Raw genomic sequence first — 14,329 nt, 5'->3', positions numbered from 1 at the left:
TGTCAAGGATCTGTCTCGGATGTTTCCGAACCGCGCCCGAGCACCGCCGGGTAGTCAACGGGAGGCCCTGGCCCCAGCCCGACAAGACAAATACCTGGTCAGCACGGCACGCCGACGCGGACAAGCGACTCCGCGGGCTTGCGCGGACGATCGACTCCGCGACTCGGCGCGGCAACCAGTTCTGCACCTCGGCGATCAGCCCTGCGCCTCGGCGCGGCGATCAGCTCAGTACGCCGAAGCGGACGAACAGCCCGACGCGGTGGCGCCGACTCCGATGACCGCTCCGTGCGCCTGCGCCGACGCTCAGCTGGGCGCGCTCGCGCGGATGATCAGCTCGGGCTCCAGCACGACGGTGACATGCCGGTGCTGCGCGCCCGACGCCACCTCGTCCATCAGCAGCCGGATGGCTTCCTGCCCCATCATCCGGCCCGGCATGTCCACCGCGGTCAGCGGCACCGCCGCTGCGCCCGCCGCGCGGTTGTTCTCGCAGCCGACGACCGCGACCTGGTCAGGCACCCGGATCCCCGCCACGGTGTGGAGCTCGTGGATGATGGCGTTGGCCAGCTCATCCGTGACGACGACGAGGCCGTCCGGCAGCTCGCCGGGGGCCCTCCGTGCGAGATCCTGCCCGACCAGATGCCCATGAGCTGTGGTCAGGCCGACGCTGTCGACCTCCTCAAGGGAGACGCCGGGGCCTGCCTCCTCGACGGCCGCGCGCACTCCCCTGCGCCGGTCACGCACGGGCTGGAAGTCGTCGTGTGCGACCACGTAAGCAAGCCTGGTACGCCCGGTGTCGATGAGATGGCGGGCCGCCAGATATCCGGAATGCTCGTTGTTGACCAGCACCGAGCAGCAAGTACCCGGCTTCGGTGCGTAGTTGAGGAGCACGACCTGACGCCCGTGCGAACGGATGCGAGCGATGCCGGCCGAGGAGTCCTGCATCGGAGCCAGCAAGACGCCGGTCACCCGGGACTCGTCGAAGAGGTCCAGGTAATCGTCCTGCAGCGTCATGTCGCACGCGGTGTTCGCGAGCAGCAGGTTCTGACCGATGGCGCGGGCGGCCTCCTGCGCACCGTGCGCCATGTCGATGAACAGGGAGTTCTCGATGTCGGCGAGCACCATGCCGACACTGTTGGTCGAACCCGACACCAGCGAACGGGCCGCGTCGTTGCGCACGAAGCCCAGCCGGTCGATGGCTTCCCGGACGCGTTGCGCCGTCGTGGGGCTCACCTTCGCCGGATGGTTCAGGACGTTGGAGACAGTGCCGACCGAGACGCCCGCGGCGTCGGCGACGTCCTGCATGCTCGGACCGGCATGCCCCGGTACTACTCGCGGACGGGCGGTTGCCACAGCGCTCCTCGACCTCCGGTCTCGTTCGGCCCGGGACCGCACGGCACTCGCAGTGACCAGGCTGTCGCGGACGAGCGCAGAATACCTCAGCCCGTTGAAGCGCTCCAAGACGCACGTCCGACGTCGCCCTACTACGACGCTAGCGACTACCGATTTCGGCTGGCCAGAGCGCCGCTTCCGTGCTGCTTCCGTGCAGCTTCCAGCGTGCCCGCCCGAGGTGGTCCGCCGAAGCGCACGATCGTACGGTGAACGCTCCGGTCGCGACAGACGCGGACTGATCTGGGAAATCCCTACGGCTGCTCTTGACGCCCCGCCGGGGGCGTGCGAGTCTCCCACCACCAAGCTGATTGAAACGCATCAATCGGTGGTTCTCCACTGCGCGCGGCACGCCTGCGGACGCAGCCCGCCCCCTCCATCACCGTCACCAGCTACGGGTGATCAGGCGGCCCGGTGGAAGAAGAACGGGTCGATGGACGGCGGCACTCGGGTCACGGTGTCCGTACTGAGCAGTTGGTGGGTGGTGAAGTTGGCGTTGCGCTGATACGTCACGCCGACCGGGAAGTTGGCCAGGTCGGGGGTGTTGTTGCCGGAGAAGATCCCGTAGAAGTCCTTCCCGACGGTGATCATCCGCAGGTAGTCGCCGAGGAACGGCAGGTTGGCCCCCGCCGACGGGACGTCGCCCGGAGCTTGGTGCAGCACCTGACTCTCCACGGTCGCGAAGCCGTCTCCGGTCAGCTCCAGCACGGTCGACCACTGGTTGTTGGCCAGCTGCTGGTAGAGCAGCCCGACCAGGCCGTCGGAGTTGACCGCCAGCGCTGGGTTCTTGCCGTTGACGATGTCCCGATGTGGCGCGGTCCAGGTCTGCCCGCGGTTCGCCGAGTGCCGGATGTGCAGCACGTAGTCCGTGGGGGCGGTGCCTCCGTGGTTGTCGCACCAGGCGATCCACACGCTGTTGGAGTCGGTCTGGTCGACCGCGATCGCCAGATCAGCCCCGGTGCGCTCCTGGCCCAGGGTCGGCACCCGCACGTTGAACCGCACCCTCAGGCCGCTTTCCACACGCAGGCCGACCTCGCCGTCGCCCGGGTCCAGCAGGTCCTCGAAGGGCTTGTGTCCGATCCCGCCCTTGTCATCGCGGGTCACCACGACGTCGAAGGTGACGACTCGTCCCGTGAAGTCGGTCCAGCGCTGGTACGCGGTGTAGACCGTCCCGTCCGGGTGGACGGCGATGCGGATCGGCGGCCCGTCGTGGATTGTGTCGCTGCGCCGGTCGAGCCGGATGCTCTTGAAACCGGACTGACCGGCGGCCGTGCGGCCATTCTCCGCCACATCCACGGTGGCGGGTTGGGGTTCAGCAGAGGCGTCATTGTTGCCGACGTACACCCGGTCGCTGGTGACGCCATTCGCCGCAGCACTGGTGGCGACCACCCACGGCTGGTCCTCGTCGCCCCGGTCCACGATCTCTGCCATCGGAACGGTCGCGGTGACGTCCGGCATCCGCAGGATCTGCAGGTCGCTGGTCTCACCATTGAGAATGCCGGTGTAGAGCGTGCCGCCCTGCCCTCCGAAGCCGACGCTGATGTCCCCGGTGCCACGGCCCCCATTGCCCGGGACGACGCTGTTCAGCACCCAGGTGTTCCCGCCGTCGGTCGAGACATAGATCGGGGCGAACGGGCCGCCCATCGGATCGGGGGTGAAGGCGCTCGCGACCATCTCCCTCGGATTCTCCGGGTTGACCGCGAGGCTGGGCTCACTGTCCAGGCTCCGGTCGCCGCTCAGCGCTCTGGGAGTGATGTTGACGACCTTGATGGTGGACATGTCGACTCACGCCCCTTCCTGCAGCACGGCGAGTTTCTGCACCGGCTGGACGTCGTCGTGGTGGAGCAACCGGAACGGCGCGTACCCGGCCAGGTCGCCCTCCGTCTCGTGCAGGAGCCACAGGGCCTCCTGCCCGGCCTGCGGGTTGGGCACCTCGCGCCAGCGGATGTCCGTGCTGCTCGGGTAGAGGAAGGTGCTCGGTCCGATCTCGAGTTCGCCGTGTTCGACGATCGAGATTTCGACTGCGGCCCGCCACCAGTGCGGGGCGTGCTCGGAGAAGCCCGCCAGGCCGAGGTCCTCCAGTCCGACCACCGTGCCGACCACGACGGCGTCCGCCTCGGCAGCGTGCGCGGCGATGTCCTGGTTGCGGATCTTGCGCTGCACGGACGAGAAGGGCAGTTCGTCGGCGGAGGTCGCCGCCAGCGAAATATGCCGTAGGACTGCGCTGACGGGCAGCCGGGCCACCTCGACGACACCCAGGCCGTCGCCGTAGACCATGCCCTCGGTGAAGAATACGGCCGCGGTTCCGACCTCCATCAGTTCGCCATCGGCCGCCAGTTGGACGGTGACCTCGCCGCCCGCGAGCTGCCGGAAGGCCTCGGGCGCGTGCAGCACCTCGTCCACTCGGACCACAGCTGTCCGCTCGTTGTGGGCCTCGACCGGGATGGCCGCGAGTGACGTGCCGCCGGCCCGGGTGACAGTACCCACGAAGCTCAGCGGGGCCCGCCGGACCAGTTCGGTCAGTTTGTCGTTCGACGGTGCCTGTGTCGTATCCGTCATGACGATCTTCCTTCCCTCACCGCGCGGCGCGGACCGAGGGCGGGTGCGCCCGGCGCCACTCGATCCGGGCACCGAGCAGGCAGATGGCGGTGACGGCGGCCGCCAGTGCGACCACGAGCCACTCCGCCGCGCCGCTACCGGCGTCCGGGTCGAGGCCGAGGAGCGTCTCGATCCACTCCGGCCACACCAGGGTGAGCAGGAACAGCAGTCCGGACAGCCCGCCGAGGGTTGTCTCCAGCCAGAAGCGGGGCCGGACCGGATTCGATTGCTGGAAGGGCATCACTGCGCCTCCCCTTCTCCAACCGCCCCGGGCCGCGCCATGACGCGGCGCGCGCCGTTTCCGTGCCACCGCGAGGCGGCGGCACGACCCGGCCGGGCCGGCCCGAGTCGGGGGCTACTCCCGTCGGCGCCGCCGGTCGGGGGCGTAGTCGCCACGGGAGGGGATTGCTTCGATCCGCAGCGTCGGAGCTGCGGTGTGGAGTGCGTCCAACGAGGGGTCCGCGGGTCACCCTACGTGCCGGTCCCTGCGCTGTACGTCTACGAGACACACGTACTTCGTATACGAGTCTGCTCGCACCCGCTGAGCAGGTCAAGGGGCCGCTCGGCCCGCTTCCCGCCTCAGACCCGGCTACCGCATCCCGGGGCAGGGGGACGACCCCGCGGGCGTCGTCCCCCTGCCCCACCGGTGAGGTCACACCAAGGTGATCAGCCAGGCTGAGGTCAGTAAAGCGGTCTGGTGCAGGGCCGGCTGATGCTGCCTCCAGCCATCGGAGGTCAGTCGCTACTGGCCGCTCGATTCCCCTCACGGCCCTTTCGGTCGCTCAGGCCAGGTGAGTTGGCCGGCGGCCTGCCGAACCAGCGGGAGAGGTGGTCGTCCAGAGCCTGCTGATCGTCACCGATCCAGGCGACGTGGCCGTCGGGGCGCAGGAGGACGCAGGGAACGTCCAGTGCCGCAGTGGGGTCCGCAAGGTAATCGACTCGGTCTGACCAGCCGCCGACGGTCAGGCGTTCAGTGCGGTCCAGCAGCAGGCCGCGGCCTCGATGCAGCAGACCGTACAGATGGCCGTGTTTCACGTCGAAGTCGGGCAGGCGGCGGCCGAGCAGGTCGGGGCCTGCGCCGAAGTCATAGCGGATACCGATCGCGGTGATCTTCTCGATCAGATGACGGTTCACCTCGTCGAAGTCCATCAGTTCGGTGAGCAGCCTGCGTACGGCCTGCGGGCCCGGTTCGGTGGACAGCAGTTCCATCTGAGCGCGGGTGTTGTCCAGCACCTCCTCGGCGACCGGATGACGTTCGCCCTGGTAGGTGTCCAGCAGGGTGTCCGGCGCCCAACCGCGGATCTGTGCGGCCAGTTTCCAGCCGAGGTTGAACGCGTCCTGGACGCCCAGGTTGAGGCCCTGTCCGCCGGTGGGTGGATGGATGTGTGCCGCATCGCCGGCCAGCAGCACCCGCCCGACCCGATAGCGTTCGGCCAGCCGGGTGGCATCCCCGAAGCGGGACAACCAACGCGGGGAGTGCACCCCGAAATCGGTTCCGGCGATGGCGTGCAGCTGTTGCTTGAAGTCCTTGAGGGTGGGTGGTTCCGCGCGATCGCCGACTCCGGCGGCGGGGACCACAACGCTGTAGACCCCTGCGCCGAAGGGCCTGAGCCAGAATGACTTATGGGTCTTGCCGATTTCTGTCACCTTGGCGGCGATCTCCTCCTGCGGCACACCCACTTCCATCTCGCCCATCAGCGTCTCGGTCCGCGAGGGCTCACCGGGGAAGCCGACGCCAAGCAGTTTGCGCACCGTACTGCGCCCGCCGTCACAGCCGACGAGGTAGCGCGAACGCAGCTGTTCGCCATCGGCCAGCTCGACTGTCACACCCTCGTCGTCCTGCTCGAAGCGGGCCACCGCACAACCGCGCCGGACCTGCGCACCCAGTTGGGTCGCATGTTCTTCAAGCAGGTTGACGATGACCGGCTGTGGGATTCCCAGCAGATAGGCGTGCGCGGAATCCAGGCCCTGGGGTGCGGGTTTGTTGATGGCGGCGAAGAACCCGCCGGCCGGACGCTGCCTTCCGTGTTCGCGAATTCGATCGAGCAGTCCGCGCATTGCCATCAGCTCGAGACTGCGAATGTGCAGACCGACGATGCGCACGAACGACGCGGGCTCGGTTTCCTTCTCCAGTACGAGTACCCGCACACCGTGCAGCCTCAGTTCGGCGGCCAGCATCGCGCCGGTCGGCCCGCACCCGGCAATGATGACGTCGAACTTGAGGGGCGCGCGATCGGCGCCGGAGGCCGGCGACCGAAGTCCGGGGACGTCGCCCACGGTGAAGTCGCGCTCGACCGTATCGTTCGACGACGGTTCGGCGGTGAACTGCCGAGAGTCCATAGGTGTTGCCTTTCGGGAGTGCCCTGTTGTCGAGGCGCTCCCGGCGACACCTACGTCAATCGCCCGACCGTGATGGAAAAGGGGAGCACCCATATCGATACTGCGTTCATGGGTCTCACCTCCTCGGGCGGTGTCGCGGTCCACTGCAAGCTACAAGCCCGCGCATTACCCCGTCCAATCATTTGTCAGCCACGTGATCACGGCCCCGAACGGGCCGTGCGGGTGCAGGGGGAACCCGGCGTGGCGGGCTGGCTGGCTGGCTGGCTGGCTGGCTGGCTGGCTGGCTGGCTGGCTGGCTGATCACGGTCACGGTCTGCTCCAGGCTCCCCGGAGGCGCGCCGGATCAGCGATAGGAGTCCGGGGGCCCGGGGCCTTACCGAACGTCGTCGGCCCCGCCGGGAAACCGCCCAATTCGGGTCCGATGGGGCAGGTTCGGTGTCGTCAACATAGGGGCGGTGGTGTTCAGTCGGCGTGCCGCAGGATGGCGCGGACCATCGCGCGGGAGGGGGCCAGTCGGAGTGCGGTGTTGCGCAGAGCGACGGCCAGGGGGTTGCTGAGCTGCTGGCCCATGCGGCCGGCCTGGCGGGCGGCGCGTGCGACGGACTGGCTGTGGGGGCGGCGCTCGGTGTCGTAATGGGCCAGTGCGGACTCGATGGTGGGCTCGGTGGTGAGTGCGGCGGCCAGTACGACCGCGTCTTCCAGGGCCTGGCAGGCGCCCTGGCCGAGGTTCGGGGTCATGGCGTGCGCCGCGTCACCGAGCAGAACGATGCGGCCCGCGGTGAAGGCGGGCAGGGGCTGGGCCAGTTCGTGGATGTCGTGATGCAGGACGGCGTCGGGGTGCGTCGCGTCCAGCAGGGTGGGGATCGGGGCGTGCCAGTCACCGAAGCGGTGGCGCATCTCGGCGAGGGCGTCCGTATGGCGTATGCCGGGCGGAGAGTTGAGGACCGCGTGCCACTCGGCCCGGCCGTCGGCGAACGCGATGTGGCCGAACTCCGCGCCCTTGCCCCAGGTCAGTTCGAAATCCGTGTCCAGCTCGACCGGGCGCTGGGTGACGGCGCGCAGAACGGTCGACCCGCTGTAGACAGGGCCGGGGTGACGGGAGAACAGCTGGGCGCGCAGGCGACTGCCCACTCCGTCGGCCGCCACGACCAGATCTGCCTCAAGTACGCCCCCCTCTGTCGATACCCGCACCCGGCTGGGGTCGGAAGAGTCGACGGAGGTCGCCTCAGCGTCGACCAGGCTCTCGGACGGCAGCGCCCCGCGCAGCAGCCGGTGCAGCGCGGCCCGGGGGATGCCGACAATCGGCGTGCCCAACTCGCGCTCCAGCGCGGCCCCGTCCATCCGGGCCAACCAGCTGCCACTGGGGACTCGGGTGCCCCCGGTGTACTGGGGGCACGCGGCCGCGCGCACCGCTCCGCCGACGCCGAGGATGTCCAGGGCGCGGATGCCGTTGGCGTGCAGGGAGATACCCGCACCCGCGTCACCGAGGACGGGGGCGCGTTCGACGACCGTCACCTCCCAGCCGATCAACCGCAGCCCGATCGCTGCGGCCAGCCCACCGATGCCCCCGCCGACCACCACCGCACTGCCGCCCATGCCTGCCCCCTTGTCCACCCCGACGTCCTTCTACAGGTGTAGAAGAAGAATACCTCGCGCCTCTACAGGTGTAGAAAGGGGCCATGCCCACCGACCGACGTACCCTCCTCGCCGATGCGGCCATCGACGTGCTCGCCGAGACGGGGATCCGAGGGCTGACCCATCGCGCGGTGGACCGGGCAACGAACCTGCCACCCGGCACCACTTCCGCCTACTACCGCACCCGCCAGGCATTGCTCACCGCACTGGTCCGGCGGCTTGTCGCACTCGACCAGGCGGAACTCCAGTCCATCGGGGAGCGGACATCAGTGCCGCAGAGCATCGACGAACTGGCGGGGGCGATCGCCGCCTTCATCGAGCTACGGCTCACGGGAGAGGGGCGGCGACGCTCTCTCGCGCGCTATGCCTGCGCCATCGAGAGCGTGCACCACCCCGAACTGCGGGAGATCCTTGTGCCGCGCGAGAACGCAGGACGCCAAGTCGTACGCGACTTCCTGGCCGTGCAAGGCGTATCGGACGCCGAGCAGCGCACCGTCACACTGCTGGCCTGCGTGGACGGATTGGTCTTCGATCGTCTGGTGGGTGGCGGAACGGTCTCGGAACGGGAGATCCGAGGACTGGTGGCGGCGGCGCTCCGTTAGCCCACACCTTCAAGAATCTCGGTCGAGACCGTCGGCCAGTGGGCGACTTTCCTATTCTCCAGGACCAGTTGAGCCCTCAGCAGCGCGGCTGCCCACCTCAGGCCAGTGCGCCTTCCCCCTAGGGGGTGTTTTGAAAGTCCTGTGCGGTGCCCGCGGTGTTCGGTGCGTGCCCTCGGCGTGCCGGACGAAGGCCCTCGTACTGGACGTACTTGGGTCTTCGGCCGGTGCGGCGAGGGCGCGTGCCGGGCGCCGTGGGTGCTGTGCGGGACTTTCACAACACCCCCTAGGACGCGTCTGCCTTCCGAGGCCCGTCCGATCTGAGCAGAACACCTCGCCGCCCGAGGGTGCTCGGCCCGTGCCGCTTACCGCGCCTGCCGCGTCGGCTGTGAAAATTGCTGTCCGGTTGTCGGAACGCGGTGATAAAGAATCAGTGTGCCAACGACACTTGAGTTCGCCGTCCTGCTGCGACTGATCGACGAGCGGTCGACCGCCTTCCGCGCCGCGGTCGCCTCCGCATCCAGCCTCGACGTGCAGGTGCCGACCTGCCCCGAATGGACACTGTTCGATCTGGTGCAGCATCTCGGCGAGAGGCGCCCTTTCTGGGCCGCCACCATCGCGGCAGGGCCTGCCACCGCTCCCCCGGCCACGCCCGCACCGGCGGGTTCCCTGACTGCGCCCCGGGACCGTGAGGCCCTGCTGGCCTGGCTGGCCGCCTCGACGCAGCAGCTACTTGACGCACTGCGTGAGGCCGGCCCGGATCGCGGTTGCTGGACGTGGTGGGGTACGTCGCAGTCGCCGCAGACCTCCGGTGCCGTCGCCCGGCACCAGCTCCAGGAAATCGCGCTGCACACCTACGACGCCCAGATCACCGTGGGTGCCCCGCAGCCGCTGCCGGACAAGGTGGCACTGGACGGTGTCGAAGAGTTCCTGACCACCTGCTGCGCAACAACAAGTGCCTGGCCGCACAAGCCCGCTGCCGTCGACTTCCACGCCATCGAGGGCCGCTCCTGGCGCCTCTCGGTCTCCGCCGACGGCGCACGGGTCACCCCTGTCCCCGCACCCGGCACCATGCCCGCCACCGCCCTCGACGAGGGCCCGGCCGCGGCCACCGCCTCCGTCCAAGGCACGGCCAATGAGCTGGTCCTGGCCCTGTACGGCCGTATTCCGATCGACTCCCTGAAGCTCGACGGCGACCGAGACCTCTTCGACCTGCTCCAGGCCTGGGAACCGGAGGAGTAGGACACCGGGTTCCGGGGCCCAGGCCAACGCCCTGGCCGTACTCATCGAGCCGTCACCAGGGCTGCGGGACCGCCCGCCAGGGCGCGTATCAACTCATGATCAATCCGCTCGAGAGAGCGCGTGACTGGCCGAGCACGGACACTAGCTGGATGTACGCATTACTTGGGGAGATCTTGTGAGTCTGAGTCCGCGTGAGGTATTTCTCCGGCTTGTCCACGGCGTCGCCGACGGGAACTTCGACGAGTTGCCCGACCTGTACGGCGAGGTCACCGATGTCCGGCATCCGATGGCGACGCCGGAATCCGAGCCGTTGACGAGTCGGCATGCACTCCAGGAGCACTTCACGGTGCCGCCGGAAGTCCGGGAGTCCTTGCCGAAGAGACGAGTCGTCGACGTCGTGGTTCACGAAACGGCCGATCCTGAAGTGATCGTCGCCGAGTTCGCCTATGAGTTCACGTCGCCGGACGACTCCACGGCCAAGGTGCCCTGCGTCTTCGTCATACGTGTCCGGGACGGTCAGATCATCGAGTCACGCGACTACATCGACCCCATCCGTACGTACACGGCACGCGGGGACCTCGACCGCCTCATCGCGTCGTTGCGAAGGGATGTTTCCTGAGCTCTTGGTGCTGGAGGCGTCGCTACTCGGGCGCTACCGCAACCAGACGTCTGCCCCGTCCGGCCGGTAGCGTTCTCCGTCGTCCAACCGCACCTCACCCATAAGCCGCCGAGCACCCACCGGCGCCTGACGGTACGGCGTGAGGAGCGATGTCAGTTCGTCGAAGCGGGCATCGACCCCTCCGTTCGCCGGAGGCTCCTCCCTCCCGGCGTCAGAAACCTCGTACCTGACGTCGATCGCCCACACCTCGCGCTCCATCGCCACCGCGGCCTCGCTCGCGGGCCAGACGACGTACTCGTCGGCGGCGGCGGCCGGGTCATAGTCCCAGCCCTCAAAGTAGTGCGGGACACCATTGACGACGGCGGGTCCATGACGCGACCCGTCATACCGTGGCCTCTGCATCCATGATCACGATCTACGGTCGGCGTACTGGCTGGCCGAACTCGACGACGATGTCGTCAAGGGCTGGCTGGCGGGCATGCAGCGATCGTCCGTGAGGAACTGCCATACCTCGGCGCCCAGTTACGTTTCGCAGACGTCGGCGTTCTGCGCATCACCGTGTTCGCCACCAACACGAGGAACACGCTGATCGCCGCACTCGGACTCCGCCATCGCCAGCGCGCCCGCCCCGAGGACCGTATCCCCGCCGCCCGCTCCACCGGCCTGCCCCACCCTGCCCCTCCACGATGCCGCACACAATCAGATCTGCCTGAAAATCGTCCAGATCGCCCGGGCCCTGCCGCCTGCATGCCGAGCTCGCGCTGACCGGCGCGTGTTCGTCGGCGAGGTGCCGGTGCTTCAAGGCTGCGCGACGGTGAGTCGTCAGGCGGACGGCAGGGCCGCCTGGGTCCCGCCCGCCGTCCCGGCAACCGTGCGAAGCAGGGGGAACAAGAACGCAACGACGAACAAACCGAAGAGGGTGATGGGCAACAGAGGCAGCAGCTGCGCAGGATCTTCCCGGAGCCAGTGCCGGTTGCCCCACCAATTCCCGAAGACGTCCGTCACCATCACGGCGCTCGCCAGCCAGACCCCTTCTCGCCGCACGAGTCCCACCAGCACGGCCACCAGCGGATCGAGAATCGCCAAGCTGACAAAGAACACCCGCAGGGGAACCTGAGGAAACGACGCATAGGCATGGATGCCGTCACGGGCCAGATAGAAGATGTGGACGCAGGATCCTTCGAAGAATCCGATCAAATACGCCGTGAGAACCCATCTCACCCACAACGCCTGCCCGCCCCAACGTTCCCGCAGCTCAATCCCCACCGGGTCACCCTAGAGGTTCGGCGTGGGCGAGGGATCAAAGGCGGTTTCTCGGTCGCCGACCACCTCGCTCACGGAGGCGGGCGGCGGCCTCGTCGACGAGGTTCTTGCCGGTGGCGAAGGCGACGACGAAGACCTGCAGTGTCGTTAAGCAGAGAGCCCCACCGCATGCGATCTGTGCTTGCTCTCCGCCGCCGTCCAACTCGGCACCACCGCCCCGCCGCCGACGCCTCAAGTTCGCCCGCCACTGGCCTGGGACCGATGCGATCACCGACGCGATCCAACGACTGGCAACCCTTCCCAACTTCGGCTGACCACAACGTTCTTGTCCCTACGGACAACCCCCACCGGAGGGAGCCGTTGAACCCGGCGCGCACTCGACGCAACAGTCGGGCTCGCCGTCACGCCCAATAACACTGCCGAACACAGATCGGCCGCCAGCAAGAGCTGACGGCCAATCACGATTGGCCGAAGCTAAGGCTTCTCCCGCAAATCGCCTGCTCAGGGCCTGATGGCATGATCTATGCGTGATCAGTGAACCCGGCCGTCCTGGTGCGACGAGGTATGTCCTGTTTGATGTCGATGGCACGTTGATCGATGCCGTGGACAATCAGCGCCTGGTGTGGCGCACGTGGGCAGAGCGATACGGCCTGGAACCCGACGAGGTTTACCGGGTGGCGCTGCGGACGAGGCCCATGGAGACGTTTGCGCAGGTTGCCCCGGACCAGGATTCCCGGGAGTGCCTGGCCGCACTGCACGAGCTGGAGGACGAGGACGTCCGTTCCGGCACCTATACAGCCTTCGGCGGCGCCTCGGAGCTGCTCAATGCCCTGCCGCCCGGGGCCTGGGCGCTGGTGACGTCGAACTATGAGCACCGGGTGCGCGGACGTTTCACGCGGACAGGCTTGCCGGTCCCGAAGGTTGTCGTGGACGCGGCCGCTGTGGAGGAAGGTAAGCCGTCGCCTGTGCCGTATCTGCAGGCCGCCGCGCGACTTGGCGCCCGACCGGAGGACTGCCTGGTCATAGAGGACGCCCCTTCCGGGGTGCAGTCCGGCCTGAGTGCCGGGATGACGGTGTGGGGCGTCAACACCCCTGAAGCGATAGACGGCGTGCATCGTCACTTCGGCAGCCTCGGCGAAGCGGTCCGCGACATCCTCGCCTTTGCGTCCGGGCCCCACCCTCATCGGCTGGAGGGATCAGCCACAGTGGAATGATCTTGCCGTGGCTGGTGTGATCACGGCGTCGGAACCGTCCTGGACGGTCCCGTTCGCCGGGCTGAGCCCGCGCCAGTTCATGAAACCGGTGACAGCGCTGCGTCGCGCGGGGAGCGATGCCACCCGCCGGGGAACGTCGTGGAGCCTGCCGCTGGCAGACAGGACGCTGCTGGTCACGGCGTACTGGCGCACGAACTTGACGATGCGCCAACTCGTCCCGCTGTTCGGTATCTCCAAGTCCGCCGCCGGCCGCATCATCGATCACCTCGGTCCGATCCTGGCACTGCAGCCGCGGCGCCGCTTCGCCAGAGATGCCGTGCTCATCGTGGACGGCACCCTGGTCCCCACCCGCGACCACTCGATCGCCGAACAGTCCAAGGACTACCGGTACTCCGCCAACCACCAGGTCGTCATCGACGCCGACACCGGGTCGTGGTGGTCGGTCGGCCCCTGCTGGGCAACCGCAACGGCCGCAAGGCGTGAGGGCAATCCGGCGCCAAAGCCGCCGTCGGGAAGACGATGATGATCGCCCACGGCGGCTATCCGGGCACCTGGCTCGTCATGCGCCACCGGCGCCGCCAGGGCCAGGAACTCCCCGACTGGAAACAGGAGCACAACCGCTCCCACGAACAGGTCCGCGCCCGCATCGAGCACACCTTCGCCCGTATGAAGGCCTGGAGGGTCCTCCGCCCCTCCGCCTCAAGGGCGATGGCGTCCACCACGCCATGCTCGGCATTGCCCGCCTGCGCAACCTCCACCTCGCCGGATGAACGAGCGGTCCCTCAGCGGCCGCCCATCTCAATCGACTCGAAGATCCTTTTCCGGGACAAGCCTCAGGCGGCGGGGCCGGGAGCCTGCTGCAACTGGGCAAGGGCCTCGGCAAGAATCCGCCAGATCTCCGCAGCCAAATCGATATTGGCATCCGCCTGCGCCCGCTCCGCCAACACCCGCAAACCCTCCGCCCCCGACGCATCCCCCGCCAAGATCCGCAACCGATACCGCAGGATGTCCAACCGCACCCCATCCCGATAACTCATCCGCAACTCATCGCCCGCCAACTCACCCAACAACCCACGAGCCTCCTCATAACGACCCGCCACAAACGCCAAATCAGCCTTCAACGCCGCCAACTCCTGACGCAACGCCGACGTCCCCACAAACACCAACGCCGCCTCCGCCGCACCCACACACTCCTGCGCAGCCACCGCATCAGCCGGCGACTTCTGCAAGAACAACCGCCCCGCCGCCAACCTCAACCGCAACCACAACACCAAATCCTCACCACTGCCAAACCCCTCCAACGCCTCACCCAAACACTCCTCCGCCGCCCGAAAATCACCCTGCCGCACCCGCACCGCCGCAGCCGTCCACATCGCCTCCGCCCACAACGCATCCCCCCGCCCCGCCACCAACACCGCCAACTCATCCGCATG

At 68.1% G+C, this 14,329-nt stretch carries 12 protein-coding genes and 2 pseudogenes; 5 read left to right on the top strand and 9 right to left on the bottom strand.

Features of this window, described 5'->3' with window-relative positions:
- Positions 1 to 303: 303 nt before the first annotated feature.
- The 6 genes from ABZS97_RS27210 to ABZS97_RS27185 form a co-directional block, all read right to left on the bottom strand.
- Entirely contained in the window at positions 304 to 1,302 is a 999-nt protein-coding gene (locus ABZS97_RS27210) for a LacI family DNA-binding transcriptional regulator (RefSeq protein ID WP_356141514.1), read from the bottom strand.
- 486 nt (positions 1,303 to 1,788) lie between these two features.
- Positions 1,789 to 3,165 carry a hypothetical protein gene (locus ABZS97_RS27205; RefSeq protein ID WP_356141512.1) on the bottom strand — a complete coding sequence of 459 codons (1,377 nt, stop codon included), beginning with the start codon at positions 3,163 to 3,165 and terminating at the stop codon, positions 1,789 to 1,791.
- Positions 3,166 to 3,171: 6 nt separating this feature from the next.
- Positions 3,172 to 3,945 (bottom strand): hypothetical protein, encoded by a 774-nt coding sequence (locus ABZS97_RS27200; protein ID WP_356141510.1) that lies wholly within the window; start codon positions 3,943 to 3,945, stop codon positions 3,172 to 3,174.
- A 16-nt stretch (positions 3,946 to 3,961) separates the two neighbouring features.
- Entirely contained in the window at positions 3,962 to 4,225 is a 264-nt protein-coding gene (locus ABZS97_RS27195) for an ABC transporter permease (RefSeq protein ID WP_356141508.1), read from the bottom strand.
- A gap of 494 nt (positions 4,226 to 4,719) precedes the next feature.
- Positions 4,720 to 6,324: a rifampin monooxygenase gene (rox, locus tag ABZS97_RS27190; protein ID WP_356141506.1), complete on the bottom strand. Its 1,605-nt coding sequence runs from the start codon at positions 6,322 to 6,324 to the stop codon at positions 4,720 to 4,722.
- A gap of 462 nt (positions 6,325 to 6,786) precedes the next feature.
- A complete protein-coding gene (locus ABZS97_RS27185; RefSeq protein WP_356141559.1) occupies positions 6,787 to 7,920 on the bottom strand; it encodes an FAD-dependent monooxygenase in 1,134 nt (377 codons plus the stop codon).
- An 83-nt stretch (positions 7,921 to 8,003) separates the two neighbouring features.
- Here ABZS97_RS27185 and ABZS97_RS27180 point away from each other — a divergent pair, with 83 nt between their 5' ends.
- The 3 genes from ABZS97_RS27180 (at position 8,004) to ABZS97_RS27170 (ending at position 10,419) form a co-directional block, all read left to right on the top strand.
- Positions 8,004 to 8,561 (top strand): TetR family transcriptional regulator C-terminal domain-containing protein, encoded by a 558-nt coding sequence (locus ABZS97_RS27180; protein WP_356141503.1) that lies wholly within the window; start codon positions 8,004 to 8,006, stop codon positions 8,559 to 8,561.
- 432 nt (positions 8,562 to 8,993) lie between these two features.
- The gene (locus ABZS97_RS27175) at positions 8,994 to 9,800 is read left to right on the top strand and encodes a maleylpyruvate isomerase family mycothiol-dependent enzyme (protein WP_356141501.1); all 807 of its coding nucleotides are present in this window, start codon (positions 8,994 to 8,996) and stop codon (positions 9,798 to 9,800) included.
- Between the two features lie 175 nt (positions 9,801 to 9,975).
- Positions 9,976 to 10,419, top strand: coding sequence for a nuclear transport factor 2 family protein (locus ABZS97_RS27170; RefSeq protein ID WP_356141499.1), 444 nt, complete (start codon positions 9,976 to 9,978; stop codon positions 10,417 to 10,419).
- A 33-nt stretch (positions 10,420 to 10,452) separates the two neighbouring features.
- On the opposite strand, the gene ABZS97_RS27165 is transcribed toward ABZS97_RS27170, so the two are convergent.
- A complete protein-coding gene (locus tag ABZS97_RS27165) occupies positions 10,453 to 10,821 on the bottom strand; it encodes a hypothetical protein (RefSeq protein WP_356141497.1) in 369 nt (122 codons plus the stop codon).
- Between the two features lie 420 nt (positions 10,822 to 11,241).
- Positions 11,242 to 11,685 (bottom strand): hypothetical protein, encoded by a 444-nt coding sequence (locus ABZS97_RS27160; protein WP_356141494.1) that lies wholly within the window; start codon positions 11,683 to 11,685, stop codon positions 11,242 to 11,244.
- Between the two features lie 524 nt (positions 11,686 to 12,209).
- On the opposite strand from ABZS97_RS27160, the gene ABZS97_RS27155 reads away from it, so the two are divergent.
- The gene (locus ABZS97_RS27155; RefSeq protein ID WP_356141491.1) at positions 12,210 to 12,896 is read left to right on the top strand and encodes an HAD-IA family hydrolase; all 687 of its coding nucleotides are present in this window, start codon (positions 12,210 to 12,212) and stop codon (positions 12,894 to 12,896) included.
- Between the two features lie 7 nt (positions 12,897 to 12,903).
- Positions 12,904 to 13,666 (top strand): annotated as a pseudogene (locus ABZS97_RS27150) (transposase).
- A gap of 63 nt (positions 13,667 to 13,729) precedes the next feature.
- On the opposite strand, the pseudogene ABZS97_RS27145 reads toward ABZS97_RS27150, so the two are convergent.
- Positions 13,730 to 14,329: pseudogene (locus ABZS97_RS27145) on the bottom strand (transcriptional regulator); the annotation flags it as partial.

Origin of the sequence: Streptomyces sp. NPDC005485, from assembly GCF_040606085.1 — a bacterium.
Lineage (GTDB): Bacteria > Actinomycetota > Actinomycetes > Streptomycetales > Streptomycetaceae > Streptomyces.
This window is presented reverse-complemented; position numbering and strand designations above follow the sequence as displayed.

Bases quoted from the DNA above. Each gene is read 5' to 3' on its own strand.
- ABZS97_RS27210 (WP_356141514.1), bottom strand. From the start codon at position 1,302: ATGCAGGACGTCGCCGACGCCGCGGGCGTCTCGGTCGGCACTGTCTCC.
- ABZS97_RS27205 (WP_356141512.1), bottom strand. From the start codon at position 3,165: ATGTCCACCATCAAGGTCGTCAACATCACTCCCAGAGCGCTGAGCGGC.
- ABZS97_RS27200 (WP_356141510.1), bottom strand. From the start codon at position 3,945: ATGACGGATACGACACAGGCACCGTCGAACGACAAACTGACCGAACTG.
- ABZS97_RS27195 (WP_356141508.1), bottom strand. From the start codon at position 4,225: ATGCCCTTCCAGCAATCGAATCCGGTCCGGCCCCGCTTCTGGCTGGAG.
- rox (WP_356141506.1), bottom strand. From the start codon at position 6,324: ATGGACTCTCGGCAGTTCACCGCCGAACCGTCGTCGAACGATACGGTC.
- ABZS97_RS27185 (WP_356141559.1), bottom strand. From the start codon at position 7,920: ATGGGCGGCAGTGCGGTGGTGGTCGGCGGGGGCATCGGTGGGCTGGCC.
- ABZS97_RS27180 (WP_356141503.1), top strand. From the start codon at position 8,004: ATGCCCACCGACCGACGTACCCTCCTCGCCGATGCGGCCATCGACGTG.
- ABZS97_RS27165 (WP_356141497.1), bottom strand. From the start codon at position 10,821: ATGCAGAGGCCACGGTATGACGGGTCGCGTCATGGACCCGCCGTCGTC.